18 protein-coding genes are annotated in these 17,901 nt (G+C 50.5%); all 18 read right to left on the bottom strand.

Going from position 1 to position 17,901, the window contains the following annotated elements; translation table 11 throughout:
• Positions 1–10: 10 nt before the first annotated feature.
• The 18 genes from glgX to AC5JO6_RS21675 all read right to left on the bottom strand — a co-directional run bounded on the left by glgX (position 11) and on the right by AC5JO6_RS21675 (position 17,844).
• Positions 11–2,128 (bottom strand): glycogen debranching protein GlgX, encoded by a 2,118-nt coding sequence (gene glgX / locus AC5JO6_RS21760; RefSeq protein ID WP_496083135.1) that lies wholly within the window; start codon positions 2,126–2,128, stop codon positions 11–13.
• A 112-nt stretch (positions 2,129–2,240) separates the two neighbouring features.
• Positions 2,241–2,678, bottom strand: a complete 438-nt coding sequence (locus AC5JO6_RS21755; RefSeq protein ID WP_496083134.1) for an anti-sigma factor antagonist — start codon at positions 2,676–2,678, stop codon at positions 2,241–2,243.
• 104 nt (positions 2,679–2,782) lie between these two features.
• Positions 2,783–4,621: an AGE family epimerase/isomerase gene (locus tag AC5JO6_RS21750; protein ID WP_496083133.1), complete on the bottom strand. Its 1,839-nt coding sequence runs from the start codon at positions 4,619–4,621 to the stop codon at positions 2,783–2,785.
• 106 nt (positions 4,622–4,727) lie between these two features.
• Positions 4,728–5,405 carry a TMEM175 family protein gene (locus tag AC5JO6_RS21745; RefSeq protein WP_496083132.1) on the bottom strand — a complete coding sequence of 226 codons (678 nt, stop codon included), beginning with the start codon at positions 5,403–5,405 and terminating at the stop codon, positions 4,728–4,730.
• Between the two features lie 138 nt (positions 5,406–5,543).
• A complete protein-coding gene (locus tag AC5JO6_RS21740; RefSeq protein ID WP_496083131.1) occupies positions 5,544–5,987 on the bottom strand; it encodes a VOC family protein in 444 nt (147 codons plus the stop codon).
• 42 nt (positions 5,988–6,029) lie between these two features.
• Positions 6,030–6,599, bottom strand: a complete 570-nt coding sequence (locus AC5JO6_RS21735) for a DJ-1/PfpI family protein (protein ID WP_496083130.1) — start codon at positions 6,597–6,599, stop codon at positions 6,030–6,032.
• A 26-nt stretch (positions 6,600–6,625) separates the two neighbouring features.
• The gene (locus AC5JO6_RS21730; RefSeq protein WP_496083129.1) at positions 6,626–7,609 is read right to left on the bottom strand and encodes a zinc-binding dehydrogenase; all 984 of its coding nucleotides are present in this window, start codon (positions 7,607–7,609) and stop codon (positions 6,626–6,628) included.
• A 13-nt stretch (positions 7,610–7,622) separates the two neighbouring features.
• Positions 7,623–8,027, bottom strand: coding sequence for a nuclear transport factor 2 family protein (locus AC5JO6_RS21725; protein ID WP_496083128.1), 405 nt, complete (start codon positions 8,025–8,027; stop codon positions 7,623–7,625).
• The gene (locus tag AC5JO6_RS21720; RefSeq protein WP_496083127.1) at positions 8,027–8,431 is read right to left on the bottom strand and encodes an ester cyclase; all 405 of its coding nucleotides are present in this window, start codon (positions 8,429–8,431) and stop codon (positions 8,027–8,029) included. Before AC5JO6_RS21720 ends, AC5JO6_RS21725 begins: the two co-directional genes overlap by 1 nt.
• Before the next feature lie 100 nt (positions 8,432–8,531).
• On the bottom strand, positions 8,532–8,924 hold the full coding sequence (locus tag AC5JO6_RS21715; RefSeq protein WP_496083126.1) for a nuclear transport factor 2 family protein: 393 nt from the start codon (positions 8,922–8,924) through the stop codon (positions 8,532–8,534).
• A 55-nt stretch (positions 8,925–8,979) separates the two neighbouring features.
• Positions 8,980–10,506: a GMC family oxidoreductase gene (locus tag AC5JO6_RS21710; protein WP_496083125.1), complete on the bottom strand. Its 1,527-nt coding sequence runs from the start codon at positions 10,504–10,506 to the stop codon at positions 8,980–8,982.
• 69 nt (positions 10,507–10,575) lie between these two features.
• Complete coding sequence (locus AC5JO6_RS21705) at positions 10,576–11,439, bottom strand: SDR family oxidoreductase (RefSeq protein WP_496083124.1); 864 nt, start codon at positions 11,437–11,439, stop codon at positions 10,576–10,578.
• 48 nt (positions 11,440–11,487) lie between these two features.
• A complete protein-coding gene (locus AC5JO6_RS21700; RefSeq protein WP_496083123.1) occupies positions 11,488–13,311 on the bottom strand; it encodes a carbohydrate porin in 1,824 nt (607 codons plus the stop codon).
• A gap of 11 nt (positions 13,312–13,322) precedes the next feature.
• On the bottom strand, positions 13,323–13,766 hold the full coding sequence (locus AC5JO6_RS21695; protein ID WP_496083122.1) for an antibiotic biosynthesis monooxygenase family protein: 444 nt from the start codon (positions 13,764–13,766) through the stop codon (positions 13,323–13,325).
• 82 nt (positions 13,767–13,848) lie between these two features.
• The gene (locus AC5JO6_RS21690; RefSeq protein ID WP_496083121.1) at positions 13,849–14,448 is read right to left on the bottom strand and encodes an ester cyclase; all 600 of its coding nucleotides are present in this window, start codon (positions 14,446–14,448) and stop codon (positions 13,849–13,851) included.
• Positions 14,449–14,503: 55 nt separating this feature from the next.
• Complete coding sequence (locus AC5JO6_RS21685; RefSeq protein WP_496083120.1) at positions 14,504–15,481, bottom strand: ester cyclase; 978 nt, start codon at positions 15,479–15,481, stop codon at positions 14,504–14,506.
• 145 nt (positions 15,482–15,626) lie between these two features.
• Entirely contained in the window at positions 15,627–16,070 is a 444-nt protein-coding gene (locus AC5JO6_RS21680) for a hypothetical protein (protein ID WP_496083119.1), read from the bottom strand.
• 67 nt (positions 16,071–16,137) lie between these two features.
• On the bottom strand, positions 16,138–17,844 hold the full coding sequence (locus AC5JO6_RS21675; RefSeq protein ID WP_496083118.1) for a thiamine pyrophosphate-binding protein: 1,707 nt from the start codon (positions 17,842–17,844) through the stop codon (positions 16,138–16,140).
• Between the last annotated feature and the right edge of the window lie 57 nt (positions 17,845–17,901).

Raw genomic sequence — 17,901 nt, 5'->3', positions numbered from 1 at the left:
TGAAAAAGCATTACTTTCCGACCAGAATGACGACTGAGCGATCGCCCAGCAAAATGCCAGATTGATTCTCTAAAACTGGCTCTGTACCGGGTTCCCAACTGTCCTCTGGTGACGGTGCTCCGGTATTGGCAGCGATATGCCATTGGGTTCCAGGCGGCAATCCAGGGATTTCAAACCATTGCGCGTCCCAATGCATATTCATTGCCACATAGATGAAATTGTCAGATACTGTGCCATCTTTTGCATGTTTGCCACAGAGCAAAAACGCCAGAGTGCGGTTAGAGTCTGACCAGTCGGCATTCCAGGCTTTGGTGCCATGCCAGCTAATGTCTGGATAGCCACTGCCGACATAGTCTGTATTGCGGAAGTGCCAGCGGTTTCTAAGGACTGGATGCGCCCTGCGAAAGGCGATCGCGTGTTTCGCAAATTTGAATAAACCAGTATTGGATTCCAACAATTTCCAGTTGAGCCAATTCAACTCATTATCATGGCAGTAGGTATTGTTGTTGCCATTCTGACTGCGCCCGACCTCATCACCCATCAGAATCATCGGCACACCCTGACTCACTAGCAGCATTGCCAGGGCATTTTTGATCTGGCGCTGGCGTAAAGCATTGATACCTGGATCGTCTGTCCAGCCTTCAGCACCACAGTTCCAGCTATCATTATCATTGCCACCATCGTTGTTGTTTTCACCATTGGCTTCATTATGCTTCTCGTTGTAAGAGACTAAATCTGCCAGGGTGAACCCATCATGAGCGGTAATGAAGTTGATGGAAGTAGCAGGTGCGCGTCCTGCCCAGGCGTACAGATCGGGCGAACCCTGGAGCCGTTGCGCCATATCTCCTACTCGACCCGGTTCGCCTTTGAGGAACTTGCGAATGCCATCGCGGTACTTACCATTCCATTCTGCCCAGCGTCCAAAGGCTGGAAACGAACCAACCTGATACAATCCACCAGCATCCCATGCTTCGGCAATCAGTTTACATCGCGCCAAAATGGGATCAAAGGCAAGGGTTTCTAAGAGCGGCGGATTTGCCAGAGGTGCGCCCCAGGGGTCACGTCCCAGAATTGAGGCAAGGTCAAACCGGAAACCATCAATGTGATATTCCGCTGCCCAATAGCGCAGGCAATCCAGCACAATGTTGCGAACGATCGGGTTATTACAGTTGAGCGTATTGCCGCAGCCACTAAAGTTGTAGTAGTAGCCGTCGGGAGTCAACATGTAGTAGGTCTTGTTGTCGATGCCCCGGAACGAAATGGTGGGACCCTGCTCGTTGCCTTCTGCCGTGTGGTTGAAGACCACATCCAAAATGACTTCAATACCATTTTTGTGCAGTTCTTTTACGAGTGCTTTCAACTCGTCTACCTGCATTCCCAGTTTGCCTGTTGCTGCAAAGCCCGCTTTGGGGGCAAAGAAGCCAACAGTGCTGTAACCCCAGTAGTTATAGAGCGTTTCTCCCGTGGTTGGGTTGGGGCGGCTGTTTTCAAATTCATCAAATTCGTAAACGGGCATCAGTTCGATCGACGTGACACCCAGTTCTTTCAGATATGGGATTTTGTCGCGAATGGCAGCAAAAGTGCCCGGATGTTTGACACCCGACGATGGATGTTTGGTAAAGCTGCGGACGTGCATCTCATAGATGATCTGATCCTCCGGTGGGATTTCCAGGGGGCGATCGTCCTCCCAGTCAAAATCATCAAAGGCAATCCGGGCACGATGTTGGTAGTGATTGTTCCAATCAGGTGTCACGCCCCACACATCTCGTCCACCAATGACTTTAGCGTAAGGATCCATCAGCACTTTGCTGGTATCGAACCATTGCCCCGCTTTTGGATCATACGGTCCATCCATACGGTAGCCGTATTCGATGGTTTCGTAATCTAGATCAAATACGACAATGGAAAAAACATTTCCAATCCTGAACTCATCGGGAAAGGGAATTTCTGCCAGTGGCTCTGGAGCGTGTTTTTTGAACAGCACCAATGTACAGGACGTAGCGTAACTGGAAAAGATCGAGAAGTTGACCCCTCCCGGTACTAACGTGGCACCAAATGGAAAAGGCTTGCCCCGACGCAGTTTGAAGTCGCCGTAGGTGTGAGTTGGATGGACATCAATGCGCTCCATTGCCGTTGCTTCCTTATAAGCCTAGAAGTCGGATTTCTTTTAGTTAAGTTGATCAGTCAGTGCTTCCAGGACAGAAATCCGACTTCTGAACGGGTTGTCTAGGTTGGCATTTCTAGGTTGGCAAACTTGCCTTGACTTTGAGCGCTTCTAAGCCTGAATCAAGCGTGTCACGGGTGGTAAAAAAGTCAAGGAACCCGGTGATGGACATGGTGTCTCGAATTTCTTCGGAGACTCCCACTAAAATCACTTGCCCGTTGTGGCTGGATATCTGGCGGTAAACAGACAACAGCATCCGTAACCCAGCGCTAGACATATAAGGTACCTGGGTTAAATCCAGAAGGATTCTGCCTCCGGTTTGAGCCAGCGGCAACACCTGCTCTTGAACGGTGGAAGCGGTGCTGCCGTCGATGTCTCCAATTAGTTCAACGATCGCCACTTGATTGATCGTGTTAACGCTGGAGTGTTCTTTGACGATCGCATTGGTTGCATCATCAACCGTTGTCTCTGACTCAAGCAGCGTCACCTGAAGATTTTTAATGTTGATATCCATTCATCCTTCCAACTTGAATTCGCAGACACTCGATGGATTGAATAGTGAGGGAGTCGGGAGTCGGGGAAAGAATTACCCGACTCCCCATTCCCTATTCCCCATTCCTAGCTGGGGCTGATCTGCACTTTAACTTTGACTTGTTCGTTGGTATCCGGCAGTTTGACTGTCAACCCAGCAGCATCAAAGTTGGTGTAGGGTTTCTCGTTGATCCAAACAGCACTGATTTTGACGCTTCCTGGTGGCAGTATATCTGGCTGCACGCGCAGAATATTGTCCTTAAAGGCTCCCGGTTGGGGCTTGAAGTAGAAGTCCATTGGCTGTTTGGTAATCAACAGGTTGGTATACACGGCTGACAGGTAGCACAGTTCAGTGGAGTGATAGCCACTCATCGAGTGACTGCCCTTAAACCGCTCGGTGCCAACCAGGAAGGGCGTGCCATTGTTCAACACGTTGAAGTAAACGCTACCGTCATCATGATCCAGGAAGAACGCATTGTAGAAAGCGGTAGCTTCGCGGGCATGACGCAGATATTCCGGGTCTTGGGTGATGCCATGCAGAATGTGATAAGCCAGAATCGCCTGTTCTTGCTGCCACCAGGCTTTGCGATCGTGATACACAAAGCGATGCTGTTCTTCACCGTCTGACAGGTTGCGCTCAACGACATCGTACCAGCCACCCCGCTGACGATCGCTGCCCACCGCAGGCATGATATCTGCAATCTTCTTCGCCAAATCAGCATATTCTTGCTTGGGCTTCAGCGAATGCATCCGCATCAAGTTCCAGGCAATTTTGAGGTTATGCCCAATCACCGCACGGTTTTGTTGTCCCACCCACTGTTTGTCGTGCGACCAGTCTTCAAAGAAGCGCTCTTGCACAAAGGGGCTGTTCTCAAAGTCGGGAAAATATTTGGAGATGGTATCAAACGTATCCTCCAACATCTCGGCGTATTCCTCTTCACCCGTCGCCAACCACAAGTTGATGAGATAGGCAGGCGCATGATCACCAACCGAGTTCCAGTTTTTGCGGGCGCGGTTGACACCGAGGGTTTCACTGCGAGGATCGAGCGTCAGCGGATCGAGGCTGGAGAAATAGCCGCCTTGCTCTGGGTCACGGTAGAAGTTTTTGAACAGCTTGACGGTAAGTTCGGTGTCCTTCAAGATCAGCGGATCGCCTGTGATGCGGTAGGTCTGGATGGGACCTGCCAGTGCATAGATCTGCTCATACATGGGAATGGATTCGCGATCTTCACTAAACGCATCGCCATGTTCCGAAGACAACAGCTTTTGTTCACGATTGCCCTTGATCTGAATGCCGTGATACCAGTACACGATATCTTCGTCCGGGTCATAGAACCGCATGTGATCGCGCAAGTACCCAGTGCCTTTTTCAGCCGCATCCAGAAAGCGATCTTCGCCTGTCATCAGGTAGGCGGTGGCAAAACCATACACCAACCGCGAGATGGTATCGGTTTCTTGAAGAAAGTCATCTTGCTTTTTAGCGCCTGCCAGGTTGAGGTAGGTGCGATATTCTTTGTAATCGATTTCTTTGTGGGGATAGCCAAACTGCCAGCGCAGATAACAGTCTGCGATCGAGCGCACCTGCTTCACCCACCAGTCTTGCTCTTCATGCCGATACTGCCCGATCGCATCGCCCGGAAAAATCAGAGACTTGACTTCAAACTTGTGCCCCTCACCCTGGGGATAAAAGATGCCGTAGGCAAACACATGCTGACCAGGGCTAAGCAGTTCGGCAAAGCGCGGCGTAGCGTCGTTATACGGCTCTTCCAGGTTCTGGTAAATCCGACCGTAGGCAGTGGGTGATAGGTACGCTCGGTATTCCCGCCCATCCGATGTTTTAATCCCAAACGATGGACCCGTTCGCTCAAAGTCGGTGACGTAGCCAGCGATCGTATCTGAGAAGGAAAAACTCAAGTGATCTACCATTGCGTGTTCTCCGTAGGTGTGAAAGGTCTGATGAGTCCGTAGTTGCAGTGATTGACGGTGCTTTGATGGAAAGAACGGTTATTTTTGCTGCGTTAGCGCTACTAAACTATTGTTCAAAGCGGCGTGCCAGTTGCTTATAGTATTTTCGATGGTAAGGATTGGGGATGATATAGACGATCGCCACTGCCACAAAGAGTATTTTGGCAAGCGGCAGGCTCAGAAACGATACCGCAATGGAAACTAGATAAAGAGCTGGTGCAACTCGAATATAGCGATGCACAAACGCAATGAACTGCGGTTCCAAAGTGTCATCGACTAATTGATGAGTCGTTGCATACCACCAGATGACGTTGAGAAAAACGCCTGTTAAAAAGAGAGTACCCGCATAAGCAATGACAGAAACTTGTTGATCGGGATAATGCCCTAGCAGTCCAGTAGGAAAGGGAATCGAAGCGACACACAGTAGAAACAGTGTATTCAGCCAGAGCAGCACATGGTCATGGCGCTTGATGTGAATAAACATATTGTGATGGGCAATCCAGTAAAGCCCCAATACAATGAAGCTAAGGATATGACCAATAAATTTAGGCACGAGATGCAGAAGTTCTTTCGGCAACTCTGTGGCAACTAAATTCGCAGCAATGTCAGGAACCTTAATCTCCAACACTAATAGAGTGATCGTGATTGCAAACACCCCGTCACTAAACATTGTGAGTCGCTCATTGTTATGAGAGGCAACGGGTAGTTTTTCGTTGACTAATTCACTTCTCGTTTCATCAGACATTGCTTCAGTTCCGTTTGACTATCCTTAAACTACGATCGCTGCATAGATTTTCTGATGAGCGTTTCAGAATTACCTTAAAGCAAAATCACTCTCAATTATGCTACCCATCAGAAACCAGCGAATTGAGCATCTGCAAATTTAGCTCGGTAGGGGTGGCGGATTTTCTTCATCCACAAAGCCCTCGCTCAGTTCAATGATTCTGCCGTCTGGATCGGCAAACCAAACGGTACGCCAACCGGGAATGTAGTCATCAAAATTGAGCGGTCCTAGAGTGATTTTGACCGCATCGCCAAGCTCAGCCAGTTTTGCATCAACGCTGTCTACCTTAAATGCCAGGTGGCGCACTGAGGGAAACTGATAGCCATCGTTGGTTGCCGGAGGAAGGGGAGACGCTTCGTTTGCCTGGAAGATTTCCAGATAAAAGGCGCTTTCGGCTGCTTTGATAAACACAATCTGAGCGCCATCAGGCAATTTTGCGACTCGCGCTCGTTTAAAGCCAAAGTACTGGGTGTAGAACGTTTCGGTTGCGATCGCGTCTTTGGCAGTGATAGCAACCTGAGAAAAGATTTGTAACTTCGCCATAATCAAATGTCTCTTCTAGTTTTTGTAGTAATGCTTTGTGCTCTAACGCTCTGCCAAAATTTCAATAATTTGTTTTGCGAACAGATGGGCATGACCACCACTCCGTCCAGTCACCAAATCACCATCGACGACCACATCTTTGTCGGTATAAATCGCTCCCATATTGACCACATCGCCATAAAGATTGGTGTGACAGGTGACGGGGCGACCTCGAACTAATTCGGGCGCAGGCGAAACTAACCACATCCCATGACAAATAATACCTTTAAGAATGCTTTGATCAGCGAAAACTCGCTTAAGAAACTCGGTGGCTGGTGGAAGTTTCTTAATATCTTCGGTGTAGCGCAGGCGATCGGACACCATTGCAGACGGCACAATGATGGCATCGTAGCTCTTGAGGGTGGCATCGTCGATATCTTCAAAGCTTTCGTGACACTCGAAGGGCGCGTGATATTCATGCCCCTTAAATGTCAGCGAAGGTTGACCCCAAAGGCGCGTGAGAAAGTGGAGATCTGCACCTTCTTCTGGAAATCGGTAGTGGTAATACCAAATTTCATGTTCATAGAAATCACTTTCAATTAAGATGCCAATTTTTTTGCCCTTCAGTTTCATAGCGTTCCTGTTTTTTTAAGATTGATTTAAGGTTGAATTTGAGCCACAACTTTGCCCCGCACATGGCGTTGAGCAAGGCGGGTCAATCCATCGGGAATTTGCTCCAGGCAGATCACCTCCTGCAACATGGGGGTAATCGTGCGATCGCTCACCAGTTTGCCCAGTTCTCGACCAATTTGAGCCAGTTGTGCTTGAGCTGTGCGATCGCCCGACAGGTGCGCTCCACCCAAGGCAATGTCATGCACCGAAAGCGCTTTGCCAAATGATTGAAAGTGCTTGAAGTCGGGTAAGGCAGCGACACAGGCAATGCCACCACCAAACGCAAGCATATCTAGCCCGGTGGTAGCCGTGTCAGCACTCACCGTATCCACGATCGCGTCTACCCCACGATTATTTGTTAACCGTTGGACTTCTAGAGGAATATCCTGCGCGTGATAGTCCAGCACGTCTGTTGCTCCCAACTGCCGCACCCAGTCAACATTGGCGGCAGAACAGGTTGCAATCACCTGAAGTCCAGCAGCAGCGGCTAACTGAACGGCAAAGCCCCCCACGCCTCCGGCTCCTGCTTGTACCAAAATCGTTTGCCCAGATTCGACGTGAAGTTTGTGATGCAGGCATTGATAGGCGGTAAACCCCGCACAGGGCAGTGCAGCGGCTTCGGTAAAGGTGAGGTCTTGGGGCAGGGGCGCGATCGCATGGGCAGGGGCGATCGTCCACTCTGCAAACCCTCCTGGCTTCGACAAATCCCCGTGATAATACACGGCATCTCCCACCTGCCATTGGGTTACATCCGCTCCCAGCGCATCAATTACCCCTGCCACATCCAAGCCCAAAATTTGAGGGTAATGCCAACGCGGGAAGCCTCGGCGAGCGAACCTGTAATCTGCTGGATTCAGCCCTGCAGCATGAACTCTGACACGCACCTCTCCTGCTGCCGGATGGGGTTCCGGCAAATCTGACACATACAGCGTGTCAGGCGATCCAGGTCGGTCAAGGAGCAGGGCTTTCATCGCATCAGTATCCTCAAGAATTGGCGAATGCCGCTGCTGCCGCTGCCGTGTTGTTGGATGCTTGCACAGTGACAACTTTGCCATCTTTAAGCGTCCAAACATGAACCCATTCGTTCTTGTACGCTTTGCCCGTCGGCTTCGCAATCACTTGTTCGTAGCCCAGCACCACAACCGTGTCATCCTCTCCAAGAAATTTTTGGGGCACAAAGTCTTGCACCTCCAGCGATTCCCCAAGCTTTGTAAAGAACGTGATCACTTGATCCTTACCCCTAAAAGTGCCGTGTAACGGAATGCCGGGAGTATAGCGCGAATCCCAAACAATCTCTGTCGCCAGATTGTTCAACACAGCGGCAATGTCTCCCTGCCCAAAGGCGGCATAGGTTTGCTGGACAAATTCCACATTGGTTGATGCAGCCATTAGCCCTTTCCTTGTAGCTGCTGTACCAGGGTGAACTGATCCCAGTTGTTCCAAAGCTGATTGATTTTGCCATCCACAATTTCAAAGATGGTGATGCCGTTGACGTTAATGGCATTGTTTGTGGGTGGTGTACCGAAGAAGTTACCCGTTTGAGTTCCCGTGCAAATCCAACGAGCAATCACTTTGTTATCCACCGTGAACGTGTCTTCTACGGTGTATTTGGCATCGGGAATCCCAGCTACAAACCCACCGATGAAGCCTTTTGCCGCTTCTGTTCCTTTGATGTCATGGGCGTTGACGTGTCCCACATAGTTGGGACCCAGAATCTCGTCGAGCAGATCCAATTTGTGCTCGTTGTAAACTTCATAGAATTTCAGTGCGACATCCAAATCTGCTTGTGACATTGAAAGCTCTCCTTGTGTGTAATGAAATGGTTGTTGGTTTTTGATTGGTACTTGTTGGTTTCAGACGTTACCTGACACTTGACACTTGACACCTACTCGCTTATGCGACGCTTCCATCAGGATACTGAGTCATCCCTGCAAAGTGAATGGCAATTTTGCCATCGCGCAGCACCCAGCTATCGGCGAACCGCATTTTGGCTTCTTGCCCACCCGCATTTAACGTGATGGCTTCGACAATCATGAGCGTTTGGGGATCGTCGGTTTCTGCCCAAAAGGCAATGTCGGTTTCTAAGCCTTCAATGCCCAAAATACCCTGCATATGCTCCTTTAGCTGCTCACGCCCCTTGTAATACTTGGGTTCTTTCATAAAACTGCTGATCAGCAGAGCATCATCTGTGTATTGATCCAGCAGGGATTCAATATCTTTTTTCAGAATCAGTTCAATGTGTTCTCGGTACAGCTTTCCGAGAGGGCTGTCAGGTACATTTTTCATCAGTATGTTCCTTCTCTAACAACTAACAACTAACAACTCGTTGCTTTTCCAGCCTTTAACCAGCCAGAATCAGATCGGCAAGTTTTGCGCCAATCATGAACGAAGCAGCAACCGTATTGCCACTGGTGATGACAGGCATCACAGAGGCATCGGCAACGCGCAGTCCTTCTATGCCATGCACTCGCAACTGGGGATCAACCACAGAATCGCCGTTTTGCCCAATTTTGCAGGTGCCAACAGGATGCCAGAGGGTCGAGGCTTGCGATCGAATGAACCCTTCGATCGCCCCTGCATCATCTGTACCGGGCACCACTTCACCCACATTCAAAGGAGCAAAGGCTTTGGTGTTGGCGATGTTACGCGCGATCGTGATGGCTTGAATCAGCGTTTGCAGATCGGCATCGGCTTGCAGGTAATTGGGATTGATGATGGGTGGATCGTGGGGATCGGACGATCGCAACTTCACCTCACCCCGACTTTGAGGCTGCACCAGAATTGCCAGAAAGATGGAAACGGGTCCACCAAAATCTAGAATGGGAGCCAGTTGCGCTGGAACCGCTGGTGTGAAGTTGAGTTGCAAATCAGGCGCAGCATCGGGAGTGTTGGTGCGCGTATTGACAAACAGGGTATTGCCTGTGAGCAAACCGGGTTTCGGACGATCGTCTTTGGTGCGAAACACGATCGGCAGTTGCAGGTGATCCTGGAGGTTTTGCCCCACACCGGGTAAATCGGCAACCACGGGGATGCCCAGCGATCGCAAGTGTGTGGCGGCACCAATACCCGATAGCAACAGCAGTTTGGGCGATTGTAGCGCTCCCGCACTGAGAATCACTTCCCCTGCGTGTACCTGTTGTACCTGCCCATCCTGCACATACTCCACACCAACGACTCGTGTTCCCTCAATGAGGAGCCGCGTCACGTGCGATCGTAGTTGTACAGTCAGGTTAGGGCGATCGAGCACCGGAGTCAGAAATGCCGTTGCGCCGCTGGCACGCTTGCCATTGTCGTCAATGTGAAACTGTAGATAGCCCGCACCATTTTCCTGACGAGCACCGTTGTAGTCCCAGTGAGGACCGTCGTAGCCTGCTTGTGTCGCCCCTACCAAAAACTCCTCAGAGCGCATGATTTGCTCAGGGCAATCGCGCACCTTTAGCGGACCGCCAACTCCGTGATACTCCGATTCTCCCCCTTCAAAATCTTCCAGCGCTTTGAAATAGGGCAGCACCTCTTGATAGCTCCAGCCCGTGGCTCCAGCGGTACGCCAGTCATCAAAGTTTTTGGGGTTACCTCGCACATACATCAGGGCATTGATGGAACTGCCGCCCCCCAGCACTTTGCCCTGGTTAATCACAATTTGTCGACCCGCCAATCCCGGTTGAGCTTCAGTTAACAGTTTCCAGTCCAGATCAGATCCCCACAGTTTTACAAAACTGCCGATGTCGTGGATGTTGGGGTCTTGATCCACGTCTCCGGCTTCCAGCACCAGTACACGAGTCTCTGCACTGGCGCTGAGTCGATTAGCAGCCACACTGCCTGCGGCTCCTCCCCCAATTACGATGTAGTCATAGGTTGCGATCGCCATTCCCCATCTCCTAAACCAGGCTATTCAATCACATTGCTTGAGACGCTTTGCCTAAGACAATGAATGTGCTTAAGCGGATTGGAACGCCGTCGCATGGTCGCGCACAAACTGTTCCACAGTGATCGGCGTTTTCTTGGCAACGTCTGCCACTACGTTTGTCACTACGGCACCGTAGCCAGCCCGGTAAATGCCAAACAGTTCGTTGAGCGCGTCTGCCAGCCATTCAGGTTGCCCCCATTGCAGCATTGAGGCTTTGAACTCTTCGGGTGAAATAGCGACATAGGTGACTTTCTTGCCTAGAACGTCGGTGAAAACATCTGCTACTTCAGAAAACGACAGCGCTTCCGGTCCAGTAATGACATAGGTTTTACCTTCGTGCCCATCTTCTTTGAGCACGGCAGCGGCGACGGCGGCAATATCACGGGCATCGACGTTGCTGATTTTGGCATCGGCAGCAGGCTGAAAGAAGGTGCCCTGAGTGGCGATCGACTGAGCAAACGCCAGCAAGTTTTGTAGAAAGCCATTGGGTTGCAAATGCGTGTAGGCAAGCCCCGATGCTTCCAGTTCTTTTTCGCTTTGCCCGTGCCATTTGCCCAACACGATCGGTGAATTTGGATCAGCCCCAAACGCTGAGAGTTTGACAATATGTTTCGTGCCTGCCCGTTTTGCCGCTTCAATAAAATTGTGCTGCAACTCCACCATGTTGTTCACAAAGGGCGGCAGCATAAACGCCTTGTCAATGCCTTTGAGTGCGGCTTCCAACGAGTCGGGATGGTCAAAGTCGCCTTCTACCAGTTCAACACCGGGGAGATCGGCGATCGCGGTTGCTTTGGCTTTGCTACGAACCAGGGCGCGCACTGGAACTCCCGCCGCCGAGAGCAGTCTCACGATTTCGCTGCCATTTGTTCCTGTTGCGCCAGATACCAAAACCATGAATACGCTCCTTTAAATTGAACGGTTGCAGAACGGTGGATCACGACTCTAAAAGGCAAAGCGGCTGCTAATGCCCACTACTGTGGCATCGGGAATCCCGGAGTCGCCACTGGGATGAATAATGCGTTGAAGACTACCAATTAAGTACCACCAGGGCGCAATTTGAGCCACATACACCAACTCAAGCACGGTTTCGGCATCGCGAATGGTACTCCCTGGATTGATTTGTCGATTGTTTCGATCGAAATTGCGAATACCATTGCTGTAACGGCTGTAAGACACGCCCAGACCCAAAACATCGCGATCGCGCCCGGGTATCAAACCTTCATAAGCTAAGCCACCCGCCACATTCCACGAAATTGTATTGATATCTTGATTGGGTGACACTACCGTCTTGAAAAAGACATTCAAGCCCTGGGTTCGATCTCTAGGATTCAGTGACTCGCGCCACACCATTTGTTCAGCCATGAAATAGAGGGCGTGATTGCCCCGTTCTTCTTTGCGATCGCCGCCAAACAGCGCTACCGACTGCCCAGTGATATTCTTGCTTTGGCTCTTGAAGATGCCTGAGTGAAACTGAAACCCAAAGCGGTAGTATCCCGGTAACCCAGTCGAGCCGCGTTCTTGATTGGGTCGATACACGGCTTCCACAATCCCTTCCACACCCTCCCTCGCGTTCAACCGCGTGTTTAAGCCATCTTGATTGCTCAACCCTCCGGTGGGATCATCAAAACCATCCTGAATCTGCCCAATAAACAGCCATTGTGGTCCGGGTGTGTAGCTGAACTGAATGCCCAATGGCGCAGACGCGAAGGCGGTAGACAGTCCGCTGGTGGGCGAAACACCGAGATAGGTTGGATATTGAAAGGCAGTGTTGGTGAAGATGCCTGTGGTTTGCGACGCGGCAATTCTCACAAACGGAAAAATTTTGCCAAGCCGCAATTCGTACTGGTTCTTGTTCCCAAATTTCTGCCCATACCACAGCTCAAACAGACGTGCCCCCCGTTTGAGTGGGTCTACAAAGTACACGCTGCTGAGTGATCCGGCATAATCTCTGCCAACACTCACGCCGCGAATATCAACAGCAGTAATGTGAATTTGTCCCTCGTTCCACCAGCCTAGTTTGGTGGTGTAAAGGTCAAGCCCGACCAGCACCACGTTATTGACAGCCGTATCTTGACTCCTGCCGCCGCCAACATTGGAGTAAACATCGAGAAATTCGGCAAGGTAGAAGTCGATGCCTTGCTGCAAGAGGCGATCGCGGGTGCCACCCCAGTTACCCGTCAAAAAATCGCGTGTCCAAAAGCGCTCGGATGGGTCTTTGAGGTTAATGCCTGCGATGCCTACCCCCGTATCCAATACCTTTTTGCCAACGGGCTTTTTGAGCGATCGTAGAACCGGGAGATTGATCGCATCAGAGAAGGGTGGCGGTGGCGATGCAGGTGGTTCGGCAGAAGGTGGTTGTTGCGCCACTGTCGCATCGGCAACCAGTTCACCTCCCAAGTCAGAAGCCGAATAGGAAATCGCAGGGACGGGTGATTCAGCCGTTGACCAAATTTCTGACTCCTGCCCCAGCACGGTCTCTTGCCAGAGCGAAAAGGGCTGACGGGACTGCTCTTTCGTATCCGAAGCTGATTCGGAAGCAAAATAAACCTGCTTTGGTGACCATTCAGCATGGGTCACGGAGCCAGACAGGGCAGAAATTTCAGGCTGCTTATCAATAGGCTGCTCACCAATGGGCTGTTCATCAACGAGGGTTGCAGAAATAGGGGTTGCAGAAGCCGTCAACGCACAAAAAGAATAGCCGACTAGCACTGTGAACGCACGAGTCGCTGAGGCAAGAGATGATAACTGACGCAACAAGGGGGGCATTGTTGAATTAACTAACGTGTGGGAAACAGATCTTGAGCGAACCAGGTTGCTGTTCCCGGAAAGTCTTGAATCAACGCCTGAAACTGTTCCGTAGAAACCGCTTTTTTATAGGACTCTAGCGATTTCCATTGCTCAGACATCACCCATTCGCGGGTATTGAGAATATCTTTCTGAAGTGCGGCAGAGACAAAGCCCGGTTGTTTTTTCATGTAGGTACCGATCGCATTCCACCGCTCTAAAAAATCGGGCAGTTGCTCTTTAGAGACGCTAAAGCGGTTTGCCAGAGTCACTACGGCGGCTGACTTTACGTCACTTTTTGCCAGTAGAGTGTGATCTGCGCTAACGATCGAAGCATCCGCAAAGACCTTACTAGCAGGCATCAGAACCATCGAAATTGCCACGACACTGGCAATCATCCACATTAAAATCTTGTTGAATCGTGCAGACTTTAGCATTGCGATCACTCTGGCTGATGATGGAATTTTGATAGTGCGGCGATCGCGGCATGATGGATGCGATCGCCGCAACCAGCCTTCATTACTTTGGTGCAGCCGGGGGAGCTTTGGGCGGTGGAATGATGCCAAGCTGTGCCAACAAGCCAAACTGATCTAAATTCGTCCAACGTTCGGCAATTTTTCCGTTTTCCATTCTCAGGATCGAAACACCTGTCAAGGTAATGTCTTTACCGGACGCAGGCACACCAAACAGGGGCGCTCCTGTATGCTTACCCTGCACTTTCCAGCGGTGCACAACTCGATCTTTATTGTAAACTTCGTCTTCGATGGTCAGTTTCAGACCCGGCATTGCACTCCGGAAGCTGGAAATAATTTTCTTGAAGCCAGCCGTACCCGTTTCAGTGGAAAGAGGCGAATGATCTAGACCATTCGGTGCAATATATTGATCCAGCAATTCGAGTTTGCCCTGGTTCCAGGCTCCGTTATACACCTTGACCACTAGAGCATTATTTTCGGTAGGCGTGAACGCTCTGGTAATTTTGGGTTTGGGTGTAGTCGCGGCTGGTGGAGTTGTGGTTTGACCAGCAAATGTTTTCCCTTGAAGGCTTGCCAGTCCCGTGCAGCCCATCACCGTGAAGACCGCGATCGCAGGCAGTAGTTTTTTCGCATTCCATCTAGTCATGAATTCACTCCTAAAATTTTCAATCGCTTGGTTTCAGTTGAAGCCAGTGCAGCGTTCACTCGGCTTCAGGCGGACGAATTTGTTCCAGTAAGCCCAGGTCATTTTCGTTGACCCATGCCTCCAGAATTTGTCCATCGTGCAGACGGAAGATACTCACGCCTTGCAGTGTGACAGGGGTGCCACGGGCGGGAATCTGCAGAAAATCACCTTGATGAGTCGCTGAAAGTTTCCACCGAATGGCAGCTTTGTCCTGATCGCCTGCTTCGCGATCGAGATCATAGTGAAGATCTGGGAAGGCAGTCCGAAGTGTGATGACGAACTGCTTGAAGGCTTCTTGTCCGTGGATGGGACGAGGAAAGAGCGGGAAGTGGAGGACAAATTCTGGCGCAATGATTTCAGGAATTAAGTCCAAATTGCCACCGCTGAGAATCTCATTGAAATAGCGACGAGCGATCGCTTTATTTGCTTCGGCGGCAGACTCTCCAGGCGGTACGGGAATCACCCCAATCTGTTTGAGCAAGCTCAAAGTGTCTTCATTGGCAAGCGATTCAATAATTTTGCCATCCACAATCTTGAGCCAACTCACCCCATCAATCACAAAATGTTTGCCACTGGCAGGTACATCACCTTTCACCGTATGGAGCGGACCACCCACATGAGTACCACTGCCTGTCCAATGTCCGACAACCGTGTCGCCATCGACCAGAAGGTGCTCTACTTTAAGATGCACGTCAGGAAACGCGCCATGCAGCATTGTCACTAAGTTCTTAAAGCCATCCGGTCCGTAATAGGGATCGGGGTGCGTGGGAATGGTGAACAGGAAGTCGGCTGACATGAGTTCGTCGCAGACTTCTAACTTGGCATCGTTGAGAATTTCTTCGTAGTACCGTCGAGCGATCGCCAACTTCGCTTCGGGTGAATTCACGCCGTAGTGGTCAATAATTAACTCGCTGTTGACTTTGGTCTTACGGAACAGCAAGTCGTTAACATCGGTATTCAGGATGCGATAGACATCCTTGAAAGCTCCAAACATGATGGTACTCCTAGCAGTAAGCTGATGACTGATCACACGTCCCAATCCAATGGAGCAAGCATGGGACACACTACAATGTGGCTGATCACTTAGGCATAGTCCAAGCGATCGACAATATAAATAACAATTCCTAGCCTGCGATCGCTTACAGCGTGGCTGAACCAGGGGCGTAGTCCAGCGAGTCCACAATGTAGGTCAAAATGGCGGGTTTTCCAGTAGCGGGCGATCGCACCACAACCCAGGTCTGATACGCATCCAAAACAATCCGTTCACTGTTGGGAGCGGGTGGTTTCCATACGCTTGCTTCCCATTTGACGACCACTTTGACGGTCGCCTTCTCGTCAGATACCGAGGTCAATGTGGTTTCCTTCACGGTGTGAACTTCATCAAAGAAGATATTAATCACCCGGTCATACCAGCCTGCATAACCCTCAAATCCCTTCACTGTGGCTTCTGGAAACACCAATTCCACCTCTTCCGCCAGCAGAGGGCGGTAGTTCTCTAGCGGCTCGTGGACATCCAGCTTACGATACCAGGCTTCCGCAAATTCGCGAACTTCGGTTTCAGTTAACGGTGCAAGGTTACTCACGTCGGACTCCTATCGTTAATTTAAGCTCTACAGAAGTTGGAGTTCTTGAAGAACTTCAACTTCTTGGTTACTGACCGCAGCGCACGCCAATCATTTCTGGATGCACGTTGCCCTCTAGCAGTAAGTCAATCAAGAACGGTCCTTGATGGTCTAGCGCCTGCCGAATTGCCGCCGCAATCTCATCGGGCTTTTCAACTCGAACAGCAGCAACGCCGAGCGATCGCGCCAGTTCATCAAATCGAATTTCAGGTTTAGACAAATCAAAGCTGAGGGGGAAATCGCGCTCTGGTTGGTCAATCTCTTTCCAGTATTGCTGGATGTTGTATTGCAAAATGCGGTACGAGCGGTTGTTACACACTACAAACTTGGCATCAATATTATGCCGTGCTGCCGTCCACAGTGCTTGAATGGTATACATACCACCCCCATCACCTGTGAATCCAATCACGGTTTTATCGGGATGAGCCAGTTTGGCACCGATCGCGCCTGGAATGCCGACTCCTAGCGATCCCCCACGAGTCAGAAAATAGTGCTTGGGCTGTGTCGTTGGGCGATAGCGCGGAATAGCAGGCGAATTGGTCAGTGCTTCATCAAAAATGATTGCATCGTCTGGAAGTTGCGTTGCCAATTCTTCCATAAACCGGGACAGGTGCAAGGGCACATCATCACGAATGGTGCGATCGTGCGCCAACTCGGCTTCCAATTTCGCTTTTTTGGTGTTGCCGATTTCGGTCGATCGCTGGTTCGCCGCTGCCTTCTGTTCAGGCGTTAACACCGTCTCCAAAACCTCTGCCAGCTTTGCCAACGTCCGCTTGGGATCGCTCACGATACCCAGATCCACCGGATGGTTTTTGGCAATCTCGTAGGCATTGAGATCAATGTGGATGACCTTTGCCCCCGGTGCAAACACCTCTCCCAATTCTGGAAACACCTCTGGAACAATGTATGTACCGGAGATTAAATTTACGTCTCCTTTCGCCAAAATGGGCTTGCTCTGGAACCCAAACATATGCCCGGTAAACCCTTGGTATAAAGGATGCGCCTGACTCATATTGATTTCACCGTTATCGGCTTCCCAGACTTCTGCTCCCAAAATTTCAGCCACACGAGTCAATTCATCCTGAGCCTGCGAAAACGCAATCCCATCACCAATGAAAATCATGGGCTTCTGTGCAGCGGCTAGAAGTTGAGCGGCAGAGGTCAACGTCTCATCATCTGGCAGCACTCGCGTAGAGGGAATGGAGGTTGGTCTGACCGTTTCGACAACAGGCGCATCCAAAATATCTTGAGGCAAACAGATATACACCGGTCCTCTAGGTGGAGTGGAGGCAATCTTAATTGCCCGCCGCAGCACCCGCAGCACCGAAGCAGGATCGACGACCATCGTAGACCACTTCGTCACAGGTTCTGCCAACGCAACCAAATCACCTGCCATTTGGGCATCGAGTCCTTGATACTTCACCCCAGAATCGCCACCAATCACCACCAGCGGGGAATGACCACGCTTTGCCTGATAGAGTGCTCCAATACCATTGCCCACCCCAGGCGTACTGTGCAACTGAACAATTGCCACATTCCCTGTAGCGCGAGCGTAACCGTCGGCTGCCATTACCGCCACAGTTTCTTGCAACGTCAAAATGTATTTCAGCTCTGGGTAGTCCCAGAGTGCATCTAAAAACCCTTGCTCAACGGTTCCTGGATTACCAAACATGTAGCGAATACCGTCCGCCAGCAATTGCTCAATGATTGCAAAGCGGTACGTTTTACCAGCCATCGCGCACTCCTTAATCAATTGCTTAAATCAACTGTTCGAACAAAAGCACTAAGTTAC

It is taken from the genome of Tildeniella sp., from assembly GCF_059505325.1.
Note: the sequence above shows the minus strand (reverse complement) of the source record. Positions and strands in the feature narration are given on the sequence as shown.

Excerpts from the sequence above, each read along its gene's own strand:
- glgX (WP_496083135.1), bottom strand. The coding sequence starts at position 2,128 with ATGGAGCGCATTGATGTCCATCCAACTCACACCTACGGCGACTTCAAA.
- AC5JO6_RS21755 (WP_496083134.1), bottom strand. The coding sequence starts at position 2,678 with ATGGATATCAACATTAAAAATCTTCAGGTGACGCTGCTTGAGTCAGAG.
- AC5JO6_RS21750 (WP_496083133.1), bottom strand. The coding sequence starts at position 4,621 with ATGGTAGATCACTTGAGTTTTTCCTTCTCAGATACGATCGCTGGCTAC.
- AC5JO6_RS21745 (WP_496083132.1), bottom strand. The coding sequence starts at position 5,405 with ATGTCTGATGAAACGAGAAGTGAATTAGTCAACGAAAAACTACCCGTT.
- AC5JO6_RS21740 (WP_496083131.1), bottom strand. The coding sequence starts at position 5,987 with ATGGCGAAGTTACAAATCTTTTCTCAGGTTGCTATCACTGCCAAAGAC.
- AC5JO6_RS21735 (WP_496083130.1), bottom strand. The coding sequence starts at position 6,599 with ATGAAACTGAAGGGCAAAAAAATTGGCATCTTAATTGAAAGTGATTTC.
- AC5JO6_RS21730 (WP_496083129.1), bottom strand. The coding sequence starts at position 7,609 with ATGAAAGCCCTGCTCCTTGACCGACCTGGATCGCCTGACACGCTGTAT.
- AC5JO6_RS21725 (WP_496083128.1), bottom strand. The coding sequence starts at position 8,027 with ATGGCTGCATCAACCAATGTGGAATTTGTCCAGCAAACCTATGCCGCC.
- AC5JO6_RS21720 (WP_496083127.1), bottom strand. The coding sequence starts at position 8,431 with ATGTCACAAGCAGATTTGGATGTCGCACTGAAATTCTATGAAGTTTAC.
- AC5JO6_RS21715 (WP_496083126.1), bottom strand. The coding sequence starts at position 8,924 with ATGAAAAATGTACCTGACAGCCCTCTCGGAAAGCTGTACCGAGAACAC.
- AC5JO6_RS21710 (WP_496083125.1), bottom strand. The coding sequence starts at position 10,506 with ATGGCGATCGCAACCTATGACTACATCGTAATTGGGGGAGGAGCCGCA.
- AC5JO6_RS21705 (WP_496083124.1), bottom strand. The coding sequence starts at position 11,439 with ATGGTTTTGGTATCTGGCGCAACAGGAACAAATGGCAGCGAAATCGTG.
- AC5JO6_RS21700 (WP_496083123.1), bottom strand. The coding sequence starts at position 13,311 with ATGCCCCCCTTGTTGCGTCAGTTATCATCTCTTGCCTCAGCGACTCGT.
- AC5JO6_RS21695 (WP_496083122.1), bottom strand. The coding sequence starts at position 13,766 with ATGCTAAAGTCTGCACGATTCAACAAGATTTTAATGTGGATGATTGCC.
- AC5JO6_RS21690 (WP_496083121.1), bottom strand. The coding sequence starts at position 14,448 with ATGACTAGATGGAATGCGAAAAAACTACTGCCTGCGATCGCGGTCTTC.
- AC5JO6_RS21685 (WP_496083120.1), bottom strand. The coding sequence starts at position 15,481 with ATGTTTGGAGCTTTCAAGGATGTCTATCGCATCCTGAATACCGATGTT.
- AC5JO6_RS21675 (WP_496083118.1), bottom strand. The coding sequence starts at position 17,844 with ATGGCTGGTAAAACGTACCGCTTTGCAATCATTGAGCAATTGCTGGCG.